A 20,342-nucleotide genomic window follows, 5' to 3' on the forward strand; every position below is an offset into this window, starting at 1 on the left:
AGAGGTGCTGAATGGATTTAGCAGAAAGGTAGCATCCACTGGCCATCGCATCAACCCCCTGGCTAAAATAATTCAGCAGGCCCTCCCCGACCGAAGGAGACACCGTGGCACGAGCTGCCGGGAACCGCCGCCGGGCAACGCTCGCCGACGTCGCCGAGTTGTCGGGCATGTCCAAGACCGCCGTCAGCCTCATCCTCAACGACCGACCGGGTTCGCGCCTGTCGAAGGACGCGGCGGATCGCGTCCGGGCTGCTGCGGCCGAGCTCGGCTACAAGCCGAACCCCGCTGCCCAGAGCCTCCGCCTCGGCAAGACGCGCACCATCGGGTTCATCTCCAACGAAGTCACCATCACCCGCTACGCCTCGGCCATGACGCGCGGCATCCTGGCGGCCGCGAAGTCCTACGACCACACGGTGCTGATGTCCGAGACAGGGGGCAGCATCGACCAGCTGCCGCTCGCCATCGACCAGATGCTCGACCGTCGCGTCGACGGACTCATCATCGGTCTGATGGGCGCGCGCCTGATCACCGCTCCCGCGATCCCCGACGACGTCCCCGCGGTGATCGTCAACGGCCGGACCACCAGCGGCCTGCCGAGCATCCTCCCCGCCGAACACGAGGCAGGAACGGCAGTCGCCGCCACGCTCACCTCCGCGGGCCACCGGCACATCGCCGTGCTTGGGGCGCTCCCGACGATCGCCGCGGACCCGCGGCTGAGCCTGACGATCGGGCGGCGGTTCGAGGGACTGGAGGCGGCGTTCGCAGCCGCAGACGCCGAACCGCGCATCGTGGAGGTGCCGGACTGGTCGCCCGAGACCGGCTTCGCCTTCACCAACAGCCTCCTGGACTCCCACCCTGAGGTCACGGCCATCATCGCGGGCAACGACAACGTCGCCTTCGGCATCTACCAGGCCCTGGCCCAGCGCGGCATGCGCATCCCCGACGACATCTCCGTCATCTCCTTCGACGACGAGGAGCTCGCCCGCTACCTCCGGCCGGGGCTGACCACCGCCCGTCTGCCGTACGACGAGATGGCCGCGACCGCCGTCGACATGATCCTGGGCGACCGCGAGATGGGCGATCTCTTTGTGCCCATGCCACTCACCATTCGCTCATCCGTCGGGCCACCCCGCTGAGTTTCTGGACGCGAGAACCTCGTCCAGCATGATCTCCTCACCAGACTCCCATCCGTCGGGTCACCCCCGCTGAGGAGGTGGGCCGTGCGCCGGGCGGCTCAGTCCTGGGGAATGGTGCCGTCGAGGACCCAGGCGAGGAACTCGCGTAGGTCGCCGGTCTCGCCGTCGCGTCCGCCCTTGCCGATCTGCATCGTGGCAAGCGTCGGGACCAGCTGCACGCCCCGGAACCGGGCCATGAAGCCGGCCGGGACGACGAGCGAGTAGTAGTTGCCGTCGGTGTCGATGGCCAGCGACTTGTTGGTCCGCAGGTACCAGCCGACCTTGTCCGTCTTCACGACCACACCGTCCATCGTCGTGGCCTTCAACGGGTGCGCCGCCGGGCCCTGAGCCGTCGCCGTGGCGACGAACTCGTCGATGAACGTCTGAGCGCGGGCAGCCTCGGCGCGGGCCGCGTTGGCCGTCAGCTCCGCACGCTTCTTCGCGTCGCGCTGCCGCTGCGTCAGGTGCTCGTCGCTCATGCCAGCAGCCTACCCAGCACCACCTCGCCGACAGACGCCACTGGGGTTCTCCGCAAATTGTGGACACGTGCCGCTTACGCGGCTTGATCCTTGGTGACCCGGCCGGTGTCGGTCTGGGTCTTGGTGGTTTCGAACTCGACGGGGCGTTGGTAGCCCAGGGCTGAGTGACGTCGTCGTCGGTTGTAGACGACCTCGATCCAGCGGGCGACCTCCCGTCGGGCTTGGGCCCGGGTCGGCCAGGTGTGCCGGTGGTAGAACTCGTGCTTCAGCGTGGACCAGAACGACTCAGCCATCGCGTTGTCGAAGCACACCCCGGTGCGTCCCATCGACTGCTCCACCCCGAGGCGTTTCGCGGCGCGGTGCAGTTGGTCGGAGGTGTACTGCGTGCCGCGGTCGGCATGGAACACGACCTGCCCCGGGACGTCACCACGGAGGGTTCTCGCCATAGTCAACGCGCGTTCGACCAGGTCACTGTCCTGGTGGGAGTCCATCGCCCAGCCCAGCACCCGCCGGGAACACCCGTCACGCACCACACACAGGTAGAGCCAGCCCTCCCCGGTCCGCAGGTAGGTGATGTCCGAGACCCACACCCTGTTCAACTCTCCCGTGTCCCACTCGCGGCTGACCCGGTCGGGAATGTGGTGAGTCGGGACCCCCGGGATCGTGGTCACCGGCGAGAACGAGCGCGGGGAGATCCCCTCCAGACCCTGCCGACGCAACGACGAAGCGACCGTCTTCACGTTGACTGCCGTGCCCTCCTGGTGGAGATCAGCGGTGATCCTCGGCGCGCCGTAGACCTGGTCAGAGGCCTCATGCAGAGCACGGACCCGTTCATCCAAGCTCGCCTGCCGGCGAGCCCGGCTGCTCGGACCAGCCACGCGGCGCTGGGCCCACTGGTAGTAACCCGACCTGGACACCCGCAACAGCCGCGCCATCCGGGCCACCTCAAAGTTGGCCTTCTCCGCCGCCATCAGTTCGAACCGTTCGATCGTGGTGGCTTCGACGCGAAGAAGGCAGCTGCTTTTCCCAGGAACTCGTTGTCCTTGCGTAGCTCGCTGACTTCCCGACGCAACCGCTTCAACTCGGCCCGCTCGTCCAAGCTCAGATCGCCGTCGGGCTCGCCAGCGTCCCGATCACGCTCCGCCTGGACCCACCGCCCCAACAGCTGGGACCCGATACCCAACTCCTGGGCCACATGCGCGATCGGCCGCCCGGTGTCGATCACCAACCGAGCCGCCTCGGCCCGATACTCCGCCGTGTACCTCCGACGACTCTTCTTCTCTGCTGCCATCAGGCACCCTCCCGCGGAACCCACGATCCCGCTTACTCAGGTGTCCACAAATCCAGGGTAGGCCCACCACCCTTAGCTGCAGACGCCACCCTTATCCGCAGGCGCCACCCTTAGCTGCAGACGCCACCCTTCTTCACACTTGCCACCGCCATGGCGGTGGCGAGTGTCAACAAGGGTGGCGTCGGTTGGGAAGGGTGGCGTCGGAGGACTGGCACCGAGTCGTTGAGCCTGTCGAAACGCCCTGAGCGAAGCGAAGGGACACACCCGGGAACCGCCTCGCTCCGCTCGGCGCCCTTCGACGAGCTCAGGGAACCGGGTCCAGCTCAGGGAACCACCCGACCACCGCCTCGCTCCGCTCGGCGCCCTTCGACAGGCTCAGGGAACCGGGTCCAGCTCAGGGAACCGCGTTCCGCTCAGGGAACCACCGGGGCGGACTTCGGCGGCGACTTCGGGTTCCACTCGTACAGCCAGCCGACGGCGCGGTAGCGGGACCGCAACTTCACCAGCAGCGCGGGGATGCCCAGGGCCGCGGCCAGGATCAGGATCGTCGCGGGCCAGCGGCCCAGTCCGAGGATCACCGCGAGGTACGACGCGGTCTTCAGGAACGGCAGGTGCGACGCATAGAAGACGATCGCCTCGCGGCCGATGGTCTCCAGCCAGCCGATCGGTCGCGTGATCCGGTCCGACAGCAGCACCAGCACGGCCACGAAAGTCACGGTTCCCGGCACGGACCAGATGGTGTACCACGTCTTGAACCCGAGCGGCCCCGCGACCAGCGACGCGGCGGTGACAAGCACGAACAGCGCCAGCACCCACTTCTTCTTCAGCACATCCCACCACCGCGGGTGCCGGGCGACGAGCTCGCCGAGGAAGAACAGCGCCAGCATGTACGGGAAGCGCGTGTGCCAGCCGTCGTAATCACCGACCCACTGGGCAAACACGAGCAGGACGGGGATCGACCACGCGCGGATCGCCGGGGTCAGCAGCCGTGCGATGACGAAGAACGCGAACAGGTAGGCCAGATACCAGGTGTAGGTGTACTGGCTGAGGTAGGTGTCGAAAACCTGCTGCCAGCCGAACGTGTGCCCGCCGAAGCCCCAGCTGCCGATCACGAGGAAGATCGCCAGGATCGACGTCCACACGAACCACGGCCACGCGATGGTGCGCAGCTTGTTGTCCAGGAACACGCCCCACGACTTCCGCAGCGTGCGCTCCAGCAGGAACCCGGACACGAAGATGATGATCTGCATCCGCATCGCCGATGTGGCAGCGTTCCACGTCCACATGCCGGGGATCAGGTCGATGCCGCGCGAGACCAGGGCGATCTCCGTGTGATAGGTCACCACCATGATGATTCCCAGCGCCCGGATCCGGTCGATCCAGACGAGTCTCTGCGCGGCCACCTGCTGAATCTACCCGCTGACTAGGTCTGTGCCCATGCGACGGCGGCCAGCACGGAGGCCTGCGCGTCGCCCGGCGTGGCCGGCAGGATGGGGATCCCCATCGTGCCGAGCATGCGCTGCATGCCGTCGCCGACGTGGTCGACGACGACCGCCTGCACCCCCTGCTCGCGCAGGAAGGTGACGACGCGGGCGTGGTGCGACCCGTGGGTGCCGCTGTCGTGCGACTCGTCCCACGCGACCTCGTGCACCGCCCAGGCCGCGACGGCGCCGTCGACGACGTCCGCGATCGCGACGAAGTGGGCGCGCCCCCAGGATCCGGCCGCGCGCCCTTCGGCGTCGACGGGTGTTGCGATGATCACAGCGTCTCCATCCTCTTCTGAAGCCAGGCGAGCTGGACCGCCACCTGGTGTTCCTGGCCACCCTCGTGGTCGTTGAACGGGTAGACCTCGATCGACGCCTCGCCTGCCCACGCATGGTAGGCGCCGAACACCGTCGACGGCGGGCAGGTCTGGTCGAGCAGCGCGACGGAGAACAGCGCCGGCACGGTCGCCCGGGCCGCGAAGTGCACGCCGTCGACGTAGTTCAGGGTCTCGAACACCGTCGCGACGCGGTCGCGGTGCACCGACAGGTACCGGGCGACCTCGGCGTACGGCGTCGTCGTCGACACGTCGACGGCGCGGGCGAAGTCGCACAGGAACGGCACGTCGGGCATCGCCGCGACGACCCCGTCGGCCAGCGCCGCCGCGGCGATCGCGAGCCCCCCGCCCTGGCTGATGCCCGCGACGACCACCCGCTCCGGGTCCACCTGCGGCAGTTCCCTGGCCGCGTCGACGGCGCGGACCGCGTCGACGATCAGGCGACGGTAGTAGTACGTCTCGAGACTCTCGATGCCACGCAGCAGGAAACCGGGCACCGACGGGCCGGCGCCGTGCGGGTCGTCGGTGTGGCCGCCGCTCCCCCACGACGACCCCTGCCCGCGCGTGTCCATGAACAGCTGCGCGTAGCCGGCGTTCGCCCAGGTCAGGTGCTCGATGGGCAGCCCACGGCCACCGCCGTAGCCCTGGAAGGTGACGACGACGGGCAGCCGCTCCGAGGTCCCCGCCGACACGACGAGCCACGCCCGGACGGGGTCGCCACCGAACCCCGGGAAGGTCACGTCGAACACGTCGACGAGCCTCAGCCCCGTCTGCACGGGCGTGACCACCGGCACCATCTCGACGGCGCGCGCCTCGGCCAGCGTGGTCGCCCAGCGCTCATCGAAGTCATCGGGCGCGACGGCTGCGGACCGGTAGGTCTCGAGCCCGGCCAGCGGCAGGTCGATCGCGGGCATTCAGAGCTCCGTTCCGCGAGCGATGGCGCTGGCCATGGTGGGCGCGAGCGGCAGACGCGGGATGAGCGTGCACTGCGCCGCGTGGTACAGGTCGGCCTTGCCCGGCCAGACGGTGTCGGTCGGCCGGTTCTCGGGGTCGAGCTGGTGGTGCCACGAGCCGTGCTCATGGTCGAGCACGTAGGCGTCGGCGTAGTCCCACCACGTGGCGTAGAGCTGCGCGTAGCGGGCGTCACCCGTGCGCTTCCACAGCGACGCGGCCGCACCGATGGCCTCCGCGACGACCCAGTGCATGCGGTCCGCGACGACCGGGGTCCCCGTCCAGTCGGTCGTGTAGGCGAAGCCACCGCGCTCGGCATCCCACCCGTCCTCGACGGCGCGGTCGAACAGCGCGACGGCAGCCTCGGCCCAGTCGGCCCCCTTCGCCCCCGCAGCCTCCAGGTTCAGCAACAACCGCGCCCACTCGATGCCGTGCCCGACGGTGGCGCCGTACGGCTTGAACTTGTCGCCCGGGACGTCGGCGTTGAACTCCAGCAGCGGGCTCCACTGCTCGTCGAAGTGCTCGGGCAGCCGCCACCCGTTGGCCTTGGCGGCCCGGGCTGCGAAGGCCCCGATGCGTGCGGCCCGGTCGAGCCAGATCCGGTCCCCCGTCACGTCCGCCGCGGCGAGGAACGCCTCGACGGTGTGCATGTTCGCGTTGATGCCGCGGTACGGGTCGAGCACGGTGAAGTCGTCGTTGAACGTGTCGACGACCAGCCCGGCCTCCTCGTCCCAGAATCTCTCCTCGACGGTGCGCAGCGCCTCGGCCAGGAGATCGCCTGCCCCGTCGAGTTCGGCGAGCACGCCGGAGGTCGCCGCCAGCACCACGAACGCGTGCGCGTAGGCGGCCTTGTCGCGGGCGCCGGGCGGCAACGTGCCGCCGACCTGGGCGAACCACCCTCCGTTGACGTCGTCGTACAGCGGCCCGGTCAGACCGTCGAGCGCCCTCTGCGCGATGACCCGCGCACCGGGGATGCCCTGCAGTGCGCCGAGGCTGTACGTGTGGACGGTCCGGCAGGTGATCCAGCACTGCACGCCCTCCGCCGCCACGGGGCTTCCATCATCGTCGAGCCAGGCGGCTCCCCCACCGTCGACCGGGGTGCGGCGGCCGAACTCAAGCAGGCTGAGGAAGTGCCCATCCAGCCAGTTCCTGTGCGTGTCTCGTTCGATGATCTGCATGGGGGACTCCTTTGCCGTCAGGACCGACGCTAGCGGATCACACCTTGATCCGGACAAGCGGTTCGACTCACCGAGGTACTACGGTTCAGGGCATCGGGCCGACCGGTCCGGCTCTGGAGGTGACCCCATGCGACGACCGCTGATCCGCGGCTCCGCCGTCCGACCCCTTGCGCTGCTGGCGCTGCTCTTCTCGGTGCTGGTGACCACGCTGGTCGCGCCGCTGGCCGCGCGCGCCGACGACGACGCGGTCAAGGGCAAGACGTTCGTGATCGCCACCGACACCACGTTCGCCCCGTTCGAGTACCGCGACGAGTCCGGCGACATGACCGGCATCGACATCGACCTCATCAACAAGATCGCCGAGATGAAGGGGTTCACGGTCGACATCAAGGCCGTCGGCTTCGACGCGGCCCTCCAGGCGGTGCAGTCGCGGCAGGCCGACGGCGTCATCGCCGGCATGTCCATCACGGACGAGCGCAAGAAGATCTTCGACTTCTCCGACCCGTACTTCAGCTCCGGCGTGCAGATGGCCGTCAAGGACGGCTCCGACATCACGAGCTATGCCGACCTCAAGGGCCAGACCGTCGTCGCGAAGACCGGGGCGGAGGGCCTGACGTTCGCGGAGTCCATCGCGGACCAGTACGGCTTCACCGTCAAGGCCCTCGACAAGGCCGACACCATGTACTCCGAGGTGACAACCGGCAACGCTGCCGCGGTCTTCGACGACTACCCCGTGCTCGCCTACGGCATCTCGCAGGACAACGGGCTGAAGATCGTCACGCCCAAGGAACAGGGCTCCAGCTACGGCTTCGCCGTCCTCAAGGGCCAGAACGCCGACCTGCTCGAGGCCTTCAACTCCGGGCTCGCCGAGCTCCGCGCCGACGGCACCTACCACGACATCCTTGTGCAGTACCTCGGCGACAACGCCCCCGAGGACAGCAGCCAGCAGGTCGAAGGCGTCAAGGGCGAGACATTCGTCATCGCCACCGACACCACCTTCGCCCCGTTCGAGTTCCGCGACGCCTCCGGCAACATGACCGGCATCGACGTCGACCTCATGAAGGAGGTCGCCGAGCGCCAGGGCTTCGACGTCGAGGTGAAGGCGCTGGGCTTCGACGCCGCCCTCCAGGCGGTCCAGGCGGGCCAGGCCGACGGCGTCATCGCCGGCATGTCCATCACCGACGAGCGCAAGAAGATCTTCGACTTCTCCGACCCGTACTTCGACTCGGGCGTGCAGATGGCGGTAGCGGCCGACGACGACTCCATCACCGGATACGCGGACCTCGAGGGCAAGACGGTCGTCGCGAAGACCGGGGCGGAGGGGCTCGCTTTCGCGCAGTCGATCGCCGACGAGTACGGCTTCACCGTCAAGGCCCTCGACAAGGCCGACACCATGTACTCCGAGGTCCAGACGGGCAACGCCGCAGCCGTGTTCGACGACTACCCCGTTCTCGCCTACGGCATCTCGCAGGGCAACGGCCTGAAGATCGTCACGCCCAAGGAGCAGGGCTCCAGCTACGGCTTCGCCGTCCTCAAGGGCCAGAACGAGGACCTCCTCAAGGCGTTCAACGTCGGGCTGCAGTCCATGAAGGAGGACGGCACCTACCAGCAGATCATGGACAAGTACCTCGCCACCGGCGACACGGGCGACGGCTCGACGTCACTGTCCTTCTGGGGGCTGCTGGCGCAGAGCTGGCCCGCCCTGATGCAGGGCCTCGGCATGACCCTGGCCGCGACCGCGCTGTCGCTGCTCTTCGCCACGGTGCTCGGCGTCATCTTCGGCTTCTTCAAGGTGAGCGGGGTCTGGATCCTGAAGCTGCTCGGCAGCATCTACGTCGACGTCTTCCGCGGCACGCCGCTGCTGGTGCAGGCGTTCTTCTTCTACTTCGGCCTGTCCGCCGCGACGGGTCTGAAGATCGACGTGTTCGTGGCTGGCGTGCTGACGCTGTCGCTCAACGCGGGCGCCTACATGACCGAGATCGTGCGGGGCGGCATCCAGAACGTCGACACGGGTCAGATGGAGGCGTCGCGCTCGCTCGGCCTGAACTGGATGCAGTCGATGCGCAAGATCATCGTGCCGCAGGCGCTGAAGATCATGACCCCGTCGGCCATCAACCAGTTCGTCATCACCCTGAAGGACACCTCGCTCCTGGCCGTGCTCGGCCTGGCCGAGCTGACCTACCAGGGCCAGCAGATCATCGCGCGGACCTTCCGCAGCTTCGAGATGTGGCTGATCATCGGCGCCATCTACTTCGTCGTCATCTTCGCGTTGACGAAACTGAGCAACGCGCTCGACAGGAGGATCAACAAGTGAGCACCACAGCGGAGCAGACCACCCCGGCCGCCGCGCCGGAGGGCGACGTCATCGTCGAGGTGGAGGACCTGCACAAGTCGTTCGGATCCAACGAGGTCCTCAAGGGCATCGACACCACGATCCGCAAGGGTGAGGTCGTCGCGATCATCGGCCCGTCCGGATCGGGCAAGTCGACGTTCCTGCGCTGCCTCAACCTGCTGGAGGAGGTCACCTCCGGCCGGGTCGTCGTCGAGGGTGCCGATCTGACGGCCAAGGGCACCGACATCAACGTCGTGCGCCAGAAGATCGGCATGGTCTTCCAGCACTTCAACCTGTTCCCGCACAAGACCGCGCTGGAGAACATCACGCTGGCCCCGATCATGCTGAAGAAGCAGTCGCCGGCCGAGGCCGAGAAGCTGGGCCGGGACCTTCTCGAACGGGTCAAGCTGTCCGAGAAGGCCGACTCCCGCCCAGCCCAGCTGTCAGGCGGCCAGAAGCAGCGCGTGGCCATCGCCCGCGCGCTGGCGATGCAGCCCGACATCATGCTGTTCGACGAGCCCACCTCCGCCCTCGACCCCGAGATGGTCGGTGAGGTGCTCGACGTCATGCAGCAGCTGGCCAAGGAGGGCATGACGATGGTGGTGGTGACGCACGAGATGGGCTTCGCCCGCGAGGTCGGCCACCGCCTGATGTTCATGGCCGACGGCGTGATCGTCGAGGAGGGCGACCCGCGGGAGATTCTGGCGAATCCCCAGGAGCCCCGCACACAGGACTTCCTCTCCAAGGTGCTCTGAGGCGGCGAACCCGAGAAGCTCTACCTCGGCATGAGGTCATCTCGGGCCCGTCGCGTCGGATTTCGCTAAGAGCGAAATGAAGTCGTTGACAGGCGCTTCCCGGGTGCTCCAAGATTTCCACCGAGAGCACGTTCCACGAAGCTCTCACAACCGTCCCACTTCGGTGAACGCGGCCTGAGGGGGCTCCGGGCAGTTTCTCGCCCACGGCCCTCGTCAGCGGTCCGCCTCTGCCGTCGGTGTCCCAGGAAGGAACGCGCGTGCATCAGACGCAAGACAGCGTTCCGCCGGTCGATCCTGGCCGGGGACCCGCCGCAGCAGCGCCGCAGGGCAGCCCGGAGGCTGACCCCGACTCCCCGCGCCGCGACGGCCACGTCGAGGGCCGCGACTCGATGGAGTGGCTGGGCGCCTACTTCTCCCCCAAGCGCGCTCCCGAGCCGGAGGATCCGCGCGAGCGGGCCGTCGCGCTGGCCGCCCGCCTCGGGCTGGCCTTCGTCGACCTCACCGAGTTCGCCGTCGACGCGTCGGTCGTCTCCCTCGTTCCCGACGCGATGGCGCGGCGCCACATCGCCCTGCCGATCGCGCGCGCCGGTGAGCGCATCATGGTCGCGATGGCCGATCCCGAGAACGTCATCGTCCTCGACGACGTCGCGGCCGTCCTCCGCGAGCCCGTCGCGCCGGTCGTCGCCGAGCCGGATGCGATCATGGCGGCAATCGACCGCTACCACCGCGTCGACTCCGAGGTCGAGGAGCTCGCCTCCGCCTTCGCCGGGGCCGACGCGGAGACGGACCAGTGGAGCCAGGACGTCGACGAGGGCGTCGACGAGGCCCCGATCATCCGGCTGGTGAACCTGATCATCGGGCAGGCCATCACCGACCGCGCCTCCGACATCCACATCGAGCCGATGCGCGACGAGCTGCGCGTGCGCTACCGCATCGACGGCGTGCTCAAGACGGTGCAGTCCGTCCCCCGCTCCATGATCCCCGGCGTCATCAGCCGCCTGAAGGTCATGGCGGACCTCGACATCGGCGAGCGTCGCAGGCCGCAGGACGGCCGCATCTCCGTCAACCACAGCGGCCGCACGATCGACCTGCGCGTCGCCTCACTGCCGACCGTGTGGGGCGAGAAGGTCGTCGCCCGTGTCCTCGACTCGCCCGTTGCCAGCCTCCAGCTGAGCGACCTGGCGATGCTGGAACGCAACATGGAGGTCTACTCCTCGAGCTTCTCGAAGCCGTACGGCATGATCCTCGTCACCGGCCCGACGGGCTCCGGCAAGTCGACCACGCTGTACACGACGCTGGCCGCGATCTCGAAGCCCACGGTCAACGTGATCACGGTCGAGGATCCCGTCGAGTACCGGATGCCAGGGATCAACCAGGTCCAGGTGAACCCGAAGGCCGGCATGACATTCGCCGCGGCGCTGCGCTCGATCCTCCGCTCCGACCCGGACATCATCCTGCTGGGCGAGATCCGCGACGAGGAGACGGCGAAGATCGCCATCGAGTCGTCGCTGACCGGCCACCTCGTCCTGTCCACGCTGCACACCAACGACGCGCCGAGCTCGGTGACCCGACTGATCGAGATGGGGGTCGAGCCGTTCCTGGTCGGCTCGGCACTCGATTCCGTCATCGCCCAGCGCCTCGCCCGGCGGCTGTGCGCCAGGTGCAGGAAGGCGTCGACGGCCACCGCGGAGGAGCTGCGCATCGTCGGAGCGCCGCTGACGGACCCGCTGCCGACGGTCTACCGGCCGATCGGCTGCCCGGAGTGCTCCGAGACGGGCTACCGGGGCCGCATCGCGCTGCACGAGGTGATGGCGGTCGACGACGAGATCGAACGGCTGGCGTCGCAGAACGCGCCCGCCGCGGAGATCGCCGAGCATGCCGAGAGGGCCGGCATGACGAGGCTCCGGATGGATGGCTGGGCGAAGGTGCTGCTCGGCCACACGTCCATCGAAGAGATCCTGCGAGTGACGCTGTGAGCGTCGGGGAAATGATCAACATCGTCTTGGGGGAGACGCAGAAAGAAGGACACTGTGACCCCAGAAGACGGGTACTTCCCCCCCGCGGCGCCGACGCGGTTCGACGAACTGTTTGCCGGCAAGGATGTCGATCCTGACCTGAGGTCCTACCTCGACGGCGTCCCCGGTGTGACCCTGCCTCCCACAGCCGCGCGCCGGTCGTCGCCTTCGGAGCCGGACAGCGCCGGAGACTCCCCGTGGGCGGCACCCGACCGGTCCGCATCCTCGGCACCCGGCCGGTCCGCATCCTCCGCGTCCGACTGGGCGACCTCGAGCTGGTCCGCGCCGAGGGCGAACACCGAGTGGTCGGTGTCGTCGACCGGCACGTCGGATTCCCCGAAGCCGGCCTCAGACTGGGCGGCCCCGGCCGCCCAGGAAACGACGCCGCCCGCCGCTCCAGCCCCCTCGGCCTGGTCGGCCCCCGCCGAGGCCGCCGCCGTCGCGTGGCCTCCCCCCGCGGCCCCGGCCCCACGCGCCGCCAGGTCACTGCCCGCCGACGACGCCGCCGAGGCGATGCGACTGCCCGCGTATCTAGCGCCGGTGAAGGAGCCCGTCAGCGGGCTGGCGGCCCGCGCGGGCGAGGTCGACCCGATCCTGCGTCGCCAGATCCCCGACGTCGACACCGAGTTCGTCACCTCGATCCGCGCGGTGCTCGCCGAGGGGGCCTCGGACCTGCACCTGTGCGCCGAGTCGACACCCGTCATCCGCATCGACGGCGAGCTGAAATCGGTCGCGGGGACCACGAGCTGGTCGCGCGAGCGGATCCGCCGCGTGATCGAGAGCTTCGTCCCGGCCGAGATGCTGCAGGCCTTCGAGAAGGACCTCGAGCTCGACCTCGCCTACTCCGTCGGCGACGTCGCCCGTTTCCGCGTGAACATCTTCCAGGACCAGCGCGGGCTGGGCGCCGCGCTGCGCATCATCCCCACCGAGATCAAGTCGGTGGCCCAGCTCGGCCTGCCGTCGGAGCTGGTCGACCTCGCGCACCTGCCCCGCGGCCTCGTCCTCGTCTGCGGCCCCACCGGCTCGGGCAAGTCGACGACGCTCGCGGCCATCATCGACAAGGCCAACGCGAGCCGCGCGTCGCACATCGTCACGGTCGAGGACCCGATCGAGTTCCTGCACCACCACAAGCGCGGCATCATCAACCAGCGCGAGGTCGGGGCCGACACACACGGCTTCTCCCATGCGCTGAAGCACGCGCTGCGCCAGGACCCCGACATCATCCTCGTCGGCGAGCTGCGCGACCTGGAGACCATCTCGACGGCGCTCACGGCCGCCGAGACCGGTCACCTCGTCTTCGCGACGCTGCACACGCAGGACGTGGCGCAGACCATCGACCGCATCATCGACGTGTACCCGTCGCACCAGCAGGCGCAGGTCCGCACGCAGCTCGCGGCCACGGTGCGCGCGATCGTCGTGCAGACACTGATCCGCCGCGCGGGCGGCAAGGGCCGCACCGTCGCGACGGAGGTCATGTTCACCAACCCCGCCATCGCGAGCCTCATCCGCTCCGGCAAGACCCACCAGATGCGCACCGCACTGCAGGCGGGCAGCGCGCAGGGCATGCACACGCTCGACCAGGACCTGGCCCGGCTGGTGCTCTCCGGTGAGATCGCGCACGCTCAGGCCCTCGACCTGGCGCAGGAGGCGGCCGAGTTCGAGCAGCTCGTCCGCAACCGGGGCCTCGGCCGTGACGTCGACCCGATGCTGATCGAGGGGACCCGCCAGGTGGCCGGCGGGATGGGAGGCCCCTCATGACCGCCACCATGGACAAATGGACCTACAAGGGTCTCGACCGGGACGGCAACAAGGTCAAGGGCGTGCTCGACGCGTCCTCGGAGGCCCAGGCCATCCAGCAGCTCAAGGGCCGCGGCGTCATCCCCGACGTGTTGACCCAGAAGGGCGCCGGCACCGGCCTGCAGAAGGAGATCACCATCCCGGCGCTGGAGCGCGGGCCCTCGCTGAAGGACCTCGCGCTGCTCACCCGGCAGCTCTCCACCATGGTCTCGGCCGGCGTCTCCATCCTGCGGGCCCTCACCATCGTCAAGGACCAGGTGGACAACACCAGGCTGCGAACGACGATCGTGGAGGTCTCGGCCAAGGTGGAGGGCGGCGTCGCGCTCTCAGACGCACTGGAGGACTTCCCGCTCGTCATCCCCCCGATCATGGTGCACCTGGTGCGCGCCGGCGAGACCGGCGGCTTCCTGGACAAGTCGCTCATCATGGTCGCCGACAACTTCGAGGCCGAGACCAGGCTCCGCAGCAAGGTCAAGGCTGCGCTCACCTACCCGATCGTGGTGCTGATCATCGCGTTGGTGGGTGTCGCCGCCATGCTGATCTTCATCGTCCCCGTCTTCGAGGCGATGTTCGCCGACCTGGGCAGCTCGCTGCCGGCGCCGACGCAACTGCTCGTCGACCTGTCGCACGCCATGCCGGTGGTGGTGCCCGTCGCCCTGGTGGTCGGCATCATCTTCTCCATCTGGTGGGCGCGCAACAAGAACACCGACGCCGTGCGCAAGGTGCTCGACCCCGTGAAACTGAAGGTCCCCGTCTTCGGGAAGCTCAATACGAAGATCGCGCTGACGAGATTCACGAGGAACTTCGCCACCATGTTGGCCTCGGGTGTCCCCTTGATGCAGTCGCTATCGATCGTCGGCGCCACGAGCGGCAATTACGTGGTTTCCTCATCCCTGGATATCGTCCAGGAGAACGTCAGACAGGGGCACTCCATCGGCGCCTCCCTGGCCGAGGCCGAGATCTTTCCCGAAATGCTCGTGCAAATGGTCGGGATCGGCGAGGAATCCGGGTCCATCGACGCCATGCTCGAGAAGACCGCGGACTTCTACGATGACGAGGTCGAGACCATGTCATCCCAGCTCACAGCCCTGTTGGAGCCGCTGATGCTCGTCTTCATGGGCGCCCTGCTCGGCTTCATGATCGTCGCCCTCTACCTGCCGATGTTCATGATCTTCCAGTCCATCCAAAACCTCTGAAACCATATCGTTACAGAACTTTTCCGAACGCAGTTGAAATCTTCCGAGAACCACCTATAAGGTCTCGGTCATCGGCCACATCCCCCGAGGCCGACAAACCCCCCACATCCCGCGAAAGGGAACTCACGTGCTGAACTTCGTTTCTAACGCACTGGCGAAGAAGGAGGAGGGCGAGAAGGGCTTCACCCTGATCGAACTCCTGGTCGTCGTCATCATCATCGGCATCCTCGCCGCCGTCGCCATCCCGATCTTCCTGAACATGCGCGAAGGCGCCTGGAAGTCGTCGGTCGAGTCGGACGTCAAGAACGCCGTCCTGTCCATCGAGACCGCCACGTCCGGCAACAACGGCACCGTCAACGGCCTCGCGGATTTCGAGGACGACGAGACCGCGCCCCTCTTGAACGCTGACGGCGACGAACTGGCCGAGGTCGTCGTCTCCCCCGACAACACGCTCGAGATCACGTTCGATGACGACACCCAGACCTACGAGGTCGTCGGCACGAACGACAACGTCGATGAGGTCTACACCTACACCAGCGAGAGCGGCGCGGGCTCGTGGGGCGACGCCCCCACCACTCCGTGATCCGGACCCCCTGATCCACGTCGTGCCTGCGCGGTCCCCCCACCGCGCGGGCACGACGTTTCCGCACCCCACCCACCCACCCGACGGACGGAGGCCCGCCATGCGACGACTGCAGCGCTTCGACGACGGCGGCTTCACGCTCGTCGAGGTGGTCGTCGCGATGATGATCTTCGCGATGATCGCCACCGGCTTCCTCTACGTCATGACCTCAGGCCTGACCCTGTCGCGCGACACGCGGGCCCGCATCGTGGCAGCCAATCTGGCGGCCCAGCAGGTCGACATCGAGCGCTCCCGCGCCACCGTGTTCGACATCGTGAACTCGACCCGCGACGTCGAGCTGAACGGCGACACGTTCCACGTGGCCGTCAGCACCTCCTGGTCCTTCAGCAGCGGCGTGAGCGCCACCTGCCAGGCCGGCGACACGACGGGCTCCATCCGCTACAAGGAGTTCACGGTCGAGGTCACCTGGGACAACATGTCCGCCAGCGCGCAGCCCGTCTACAGCGACTCCACGCTCACGCCGCGCACCAAGATCAACGACCCGACGCTCGGCACGGTGCTGGTGGGCGTCATCGACGCCGCCGGCGCCGGGGTCTCCGGCGTCACCGTCAACCTCGCCACCTCGACCTCCGCCTCCGTCGCCTCCGCCACCACCGACAGCGACGGCTGCGCCTACCTCCTCAAGGTCCCCGCCGGCGAGTTCACGGCCTCCGTCAGCAAGACGGGCTACGTCAACGAGCAGCAGCTGAGCACGCCCACCGCGACCGTCGAGGTCACCGCCGGCGGGGCCTCGCGCCTGAGCTTCGCCTACGACCGGGCCGTCACCTTCACCACCACGTACGCGGACGGCTCGGCGACGCTGCCGACCAACCTGACGACCTCACTGGTCTCGACGTACGGCTCCTCGCTCTTCACATCGACCACCGCGGCGAACCCCAAGTCGCTTGCCGCCTTCCCTATCTCCTCCGGGTACAGCATGCTGGCCGGTCCCTACGCCGAGACTCCCGAGAACGCGGCGACAAGCTGCCTGGCCCCCGACCCCGGGCAGTGGACGGCGACGTCCACCGTCGCCGGCGCCCGCCCCGATCCGGTCGCCGGCCTGCGCGGCACGACCGTGACGGCGAGCGTCGCGATGGGCACGGTCAAGCTCTCCTCCCCCAACGGCAGCGGTGCCTACGTGACGGCCGTCTACGTCGGCGGAGGTGACGGGGATCCCGGCTGCGCGGCCGCGACGACCACGACGGGGTCGACCTACATGACTTACACGTTCGGCACCGTGCTGTCGGGCAGCGCGAAGCCGACGCTGGCCCTCCCGTTCGGGACCTGGGAGCTCTACCGCGGGACGAGTTCCGGGGCGAAGACCACGAAGATCACCAGCGGCATCTCGGTGACCTCGAACGGGTCGGTCACCTCCGGCAGGATCACGCTCGACCCGAGGACCACATCATGAGCCTGCTGCGCCGGCTGCGCCGCGAGGACCAGGGGCTCACCCTGGTCGAGCTGATGGTGGCGATGGGCGTCTCCGGCCTGCTGCTGACGCTCGTCGTGGCGATGTTCGTCACCTCGACGCGGTCGGTGACCGACCAGCAGGGCGCCGTCGCGAGCAGCCGACTGGCCTCGACGGCCATGAACGAGGTCACCCGCGTCGTGCGGGCGGGCACCGAGATCCCCGTGTACGGCAACAGCGTCAACAACCCGGTCTTCGACTACGCGGGCGCCGAGAAGATGATCATCAACTCGTTCATCGATGCCGGCTCCACCACCGACCCGGCGCCATGGCGCATCCAGTTTTCCCGCAACGCGAAGAACGAGCTGGTGGAGACCCGCTGGGCCGCCCACCACGTGTACACGACGTACTGGGCGTTCGCCACGACGGCCAGCTACTCCCGCATCGTCGCCCGCTCGCTGCTGCCCGCCGAGAGCGCCAGCCCGCTGTTCCGCTACTACGACAAGAACGGCGATCAGCTGACCCCGTCGGCGGGTGCCAGCCTGAGCACGACGCAGATCCGCAACATCGCCGCGGTGCAGGTGACCATGAACGTGCAGGCGAACGGCTCCGGCCGCACCGACCCCGTCAGGCTGCAGAACCTGGTGGGGCTGCCCAACCTGGGCGTCGCCCGAGTGGAGGTCAAGTGATGGACGAGTTTGACGACTTCCCCGCCAAGGACTCGCGCCGCGACCGGGAGCGCGGGGCCGCCATGATCACCGTGATGGGCGTCGGGCTGGTGCTGGCGATGCTGATGTCGCTGCTGGTGGTGACCACGGTCAACGGCATGAAACAGGCCCGCGCCGACGCCAACTGGAACGCGGCCCTGGCCGCCGCCTACGCCGGGGTCGACGACTACCAGAGCCGCCTGTCCGCCGACACCAGCTACTACCGCTTCGGCAACCCCGCCTCGTCCTTCAGCGCGACGAGCACCGTCACTCTGCCGAGTGAGACCAACAAGGCCTTCGGGGTCGGCACCACGGGGACCTGGGCCAACGTGAGCGGCAGCACCGAGCGGGCGCAGTTCCGCTACGAGGTCGACAACTCGAAGTACGCGACGACCGGCCGCATCCGCGTGCGCGCCACGGGCAGGGTGGGCGACGCGACCCGCACCGTGACGGCAGACCTGAAGCAGCAGGGGTTCATCGACTACCTGTACTTCACCGACTACGAGGCACAGGACCCGTCCGTCGCGGGCACGTCGAACACCTCCTGCTTCACCGACAGCACCAAGACGACGCTCAAGTACAGCTGGGCCGGACGCACCGTGGGTTCAACCTGCAACGAGATCTCGTTCGGCGCGGCCGACGACCTTCAGGGCCCGGTGCACAGCAACGACACCATCCGGGCCTGCGGGTCGAGGTTCGAGGGCACTGTGACCACCGCCGACTCCCGCTCGCCCTACTACTCGGCGAGGAACTCGAGCGGCTCCTCATGCACCGGCCCGACGTTCGAGCTGGCGGGCTACCCCAGCTACAGCGGCGGCGTCGTCGGCATGCCGGCCACCAACTCGGAGCTCAAGAAGGAGACCCGCACCGACCTGGTCGCTACCGAGGTCCCGCGGCCCGGGTGCCTGTACACAGGCCCGACGCAGTTCACCTTCTACGCGAACGGCACGGTCAACATCAAGTCACCGTTCACGAAGAAGACCCGGATCGGGAACGCGAACTCCACCACGGGCACGTCGCCGGCCGAGTGCGGGACCATCTCCGCGCTGCAGTCTTCGGCCGGCGCCACCATCACGGTGCCGGAGAACAACGTGATGTACGTGCAGAACGTCCCGTCGGTCACCAGCGACGTCAACTACTGGTCCTCCAGCACCAACCCGACCAACTTCACGTGCACGACGGCGAGCAGCACCTCCGCGGGCAAGCCGGGCTGGAGCTTCGGAACAGGCACCAACAAGATCGCCTTCCCCTCGAGCACCGAGAAGCCCCCGACCACCACCACCTACGGCTGCCGCGCAGGAGACGTCTTCGTGAGCGGCGAGTTCAACGGTGCCGCGACGCTGGCCGCCGAGAACTACGTCTTCGTCACCGGGGACATCACCTACGTCAACGACCAGGAGGACATCCTCGGCCTCGTGGGGAACAACGCCGTGTGGGTGTACAACCCGCTGACCAGCTCCGGAAACGCCCTGCTGGCGAAGAACCGCACGATCGAGGCCGCGATCCTGTCGGTCGCGCACACGTTCCAGGTGCAGAACTACGACGCCGGCAGCAGCCGCGGAACGCTGACAGTGCTGGGCGCCATCGCGCAGAAGTACCGCGGCACGGTCGCGACGACAAGCGGCGGCAGCATCGCCACCGGTTATGCCAAGGACTACCGCTACGACGACCGGTTCAAGTTCTACGCGCCGCCCAAGTTCCTCAACCCCGTCACCACCACCTACGGCGTGACGAGCTGGGTCGAGAGCAAGGCCGTCTTCGCGGCCGACGGGTCGGCATCATGAGCGACCTGTTCCCGCCCGTCGTGGGCATCGCGCTGGCCGTCGTCCTCGGCGCCCTGATCGGCTCGTTCCTGAACGTCGTGATCTGGCGCGTGCCCCGCGGCGAGAGCATCGTCAGCCCCGGCTCCGCGTGCCCGGGCTGCGGAGCCGACATCGCCTGGTACGACAACGTGCCGATCCTGTCGTGGCTGGTACTGCGCGCCCGGTGCCGCCACTGCCACCAGCCGATCTCGGCGCGCTACCCGGCGGTCGAGGGCTGCACCGCGGCGGCCTTCGGGGTCGTCGTCTGGGGCGCGTACGCGGGCAGCTACCCCGCGGCCGTGCTCCCCGTGCTGCTGTACTGGGCCGCCGTCGCGATCGCGCTCGCCCTGATCGACGTGGACCATCACCGCCTGCCCGACGCCATCGTGCTGCCCTCCTACGTCGTCACCGTCGCGCTGCTGGTCCTCGCCTCCGTGCTGACCGGGGACTATGCGCGACTGGTCGCGGCGCTGATCGGCGGCATCGCGCTCGGCGGCTTCTACCTGGCGCTCGCGCTGCTCCGCCCCGGCGGGATGGGGCTCGGCGATGTGAAGCTCGCCGGCGCGCTCGGCATGCTGGTGGCCTGGCTCGGCTGGGCCGAGCTGCTCGTCGGCGCCTTCGCCGCCTTCCTGATCGGCGGGCTCGTCGGCGTTGGGCTGATGGCCGGCAGCCGGGCCACCCGCAAGACGGCGCTGCCGTTCGGCCCCTTCATGCTGCTGGGCGCCGCCCTCGGCATCTGGGCCGGGCGACCGCTCGCCGACCTCTACCTGACAGCGACAGGACTCGCCTGATGCGCACGGCACACCCAACCCGGA

17 protein-coding genes are annotated in these 20,342 nt (G+C 68.4%); 11 read left to right on the plus strand and 6 right to left on the minus strand.

Features of this window, described 5'->3' with window-relative positions:
• Positions 1-104 precede the first annotated feature (104 nt).
• Positions 105-1,136 carry a LacI family DNA-binding transcriptional regulator gene (locus tag KDB89_RS13175; RefSeq protein WP_219081787.1) on the plus strand — a complete coding sequence of 344 codons (1,032 nt, stop codon included), beginning with the start codon at positions 105-107 and terminating at the stop codon, positions 1,134-1,136.
• A 98-nt stretch (positions 1,137-1,234) separates the two neighbouring features.
• Here the strand turns inward: KDB89_RS13175 and KDB89_RS13180 are convergent, their stop codons facing one another.
• The 6 genes from KDB89_RS13180 to KDB89_RS13205 all read right to left on the minus strand — a co-directional run bounded on the left by KDB89_RS13180 (position 1,235) and on the right by KDB89_RS13205 (position 6,893).
• Positions 1,235-1,654, minus strand: coding sequence for a hypothetical protein (locus KDB89_RS13180; RefSeq protein WP_219081788.1), 420 nt, complete (start codon positions 1,652-1,654; stop codon positions 1,235-1,237).
• Between the two features lie 74 nt (positions 1,655-1,728).
• Positions 1,729-2,945 (minus strand): IS3 family transposase gene (locus tag KDB89_RS13185; protein WP_219079980.1). Its coding sequence is split into 2 segments (ribosomal slippage): positions 1,729-2,669 and positions 2,669-2,945, totalling 1,218 coding nucleotides; the frame shifts between segments, so codons are not numbered across the junction.
• A 413-nt stretch (positions 2,946-3,358) separates the two neighbouring features.
• Positions 3,359-4,348: an acyltransferase family protein gene (locus KDB89_RS13190; protein WP_219081789.1), complete on the minus strand. Its 990-nt coding sequence runs from the start codon at positions 4,346-4,348 to the stop codon at positions 3,359-3,361.
• 20 nt (positions 4,349-4,368) lie between these two features.
• The gene (locus KDB89_RS13195) at positions 4,369-4,707 is read right to left on the minus strand and encodes a NifB/NifX family molybdenum-iron cluster-binding protein (protein ID WP_219081790.1); all 339 of its coding nucleotides are present in this window, start codon (positions 4,705-4,707) and stop codon (positions 4,369-4,371) included.
• On the minus strand, positions 4,704-5,678 hold the full coding sequence (locus tag KDB89_RS13200; RefSeq protein WP_219081791.1) for an acetylxylan esterase: 975 nt from the start codon (positions 5,676-5,678) through the stop codon (positions 4,704-4,706). The genes KDB89_RS13195 and KDB89_RS13200 overlap by 4 nt, the downstream gene beginning before the upstream one ends.
• A complete protein-coding gene (locus KDB89_RS13205; RefSeq protein ID WP_219081792.1) occupies positions 5,679-6,893 on the minus strand; it encodes an AGE family epimerase/isomerase in 1,215 nt (404 codons plus the stop codon).
• 127 nt (positions 6,894-7,020) lie between these two features.
• Between KDB89_RS13205 and KDB89_RS13210 the strand changes: the two genes are divergently transcribed.
• The 10 genes from KDB89_RS13210 to KDB89_RS13255 all read left to right on the plus strand — a co-directional run bounded on the left by KDB89_RS13210 (position 7,021) and on the right by KDB89_RS13255 (position 20,318).
• A complete protein-coding gene (locus tag KDB89_RS13210) occupies positions 7,021-9,207 on the plus strand; it encodes an amino acid ABC transporter substrate-binding protein/permease (protein ID WP_219081793.1) in 2,187 nt (728 codons plus the stop codon).
• Positions 9,204-9,980: an amino acid ABC transporter ATP-binding protein gene (locus tag KDB89_RS13215; protein WP_439654857.1), complete on the plus strand. Its 777-nt coding sequence runs from the start codon at positions 9,204-9,206 to the stop codon at positions 9,978-9,980. The genes KDB89_RS13210 and KDB89_RS13215 overlap by 4 nt, the downstream gene beginning before the upstream one ends.
• 257 nt (positions 9,981-10,237) lie before the next feature.
• Positions 10,238-11,956 carry a GspE/PulE family protein gene (locus KDB89_RS13220; protein ID WP_219081794.1) on the plus strand — a complete coding sequence of 573 codons (1,719 nt, stop codon included), beginning with the start codon at positions 10,238-10,240 and terminating at the stop codon, positions 11,954-11,956.
• 54 nt (positions 11,957-12,010) lie between these two features.
• Complete coding sequence (locus tag KDB89_RS13225; RefSeq protein WP_219081795.1) at positions 12,011-13,753, plus strand: type IV pilus twitching motility protein PilT; 1,743 nt, start codon at positions 12,011-12,013, stop codon at positions 13,751-13,753.
• Complete coding sequence (locus tag KDB89_RS13230) at positions 13,750-14,988, plus strand: type II secretion system F family protein (RefSeq protein ID WP_219081796.1); 1,239 nt, start codon at positions 13,750-13,752, stop codon at positions 14,986-14,988. Before KDB89_RS13225 ends, KDB89_RS13230 begins: the two co-directional genes overlap by 4 nt.
• A gap of 127 nt (positions 14,989-15,115) precedes the next feature.
• Entirely contained in the window at positions 15,116-15,571 is a 456-nt protein-coding gene (locus KDB89_RS13235) for a type IV pilin protein (RefSeq protein ID WP_219081797.1), read from the plus strand.
• 100 nt (positions 15,572-15,671) lie between these two features.
• Positions 15,672-17,021, plus strand: a complete 1,350-nt coding sequence (locus KDB89_RS13240) for a carboxypeptidase regulatory-like domain-containing protein (protein WP_219081798.1) — start codon at positions 15,672-15,674, stop codon at positions 17,019-17,021.
• Complete coding sequence (locus KDB89_RS13245; RefSeq protein ID WP_219081799.1) at positions 17,018-17,707, plus strand: PilW family protein; 690 nt, start codon at positions 17,018-17,020, stop codon at positions 17,705-17,707. The genes KDB89_RS13240 and KDB89_RS13245 overlap by 4 nt, the downstream gene beginning before the upstream one ends.
• Positions 17,707-19,509 carry a hypothetical protein gene (locus tag KDB89_RS13250; protein ID WP_219081800.1) on the plus strand — a complete coding sequence of 601 codons (1,803 nt, stop codon included), beginning with the start codon at positions 17,707-17,709 and terminating at the stop codon, positions 19,507-19,509. Before KDB89_RS13245 ends, KDB89_RS13250 begins: the two co-directional genes overlap by 1 nt.
• Positions 19,506-20,318 (plus strand): prepilin peptidase, encoded by an 813-nt coding sequence (locus KDB89_RS13255; protein WP_255555965.1) that lies wholly within the window; start codon positions 19,506-19,508, stop codon positions 20,316-20,318. Before KDB89_RS13250 ends, KDB89_RS13255 begins: the two co-directional genes overlap by 4 nt.
• Positions 20,319-20,342 lie beyond the last annotated feature (24 nt).

The organism is Tessaracoccus palaemonis, assembly GCF_019316905.1.
Classification (GTDB): Bacteria; Actinomycetota; Actinomycetes; order Propionibacteriales; family Propionibacteriaceae; genus Arachnia; species Arachnia palaemonis.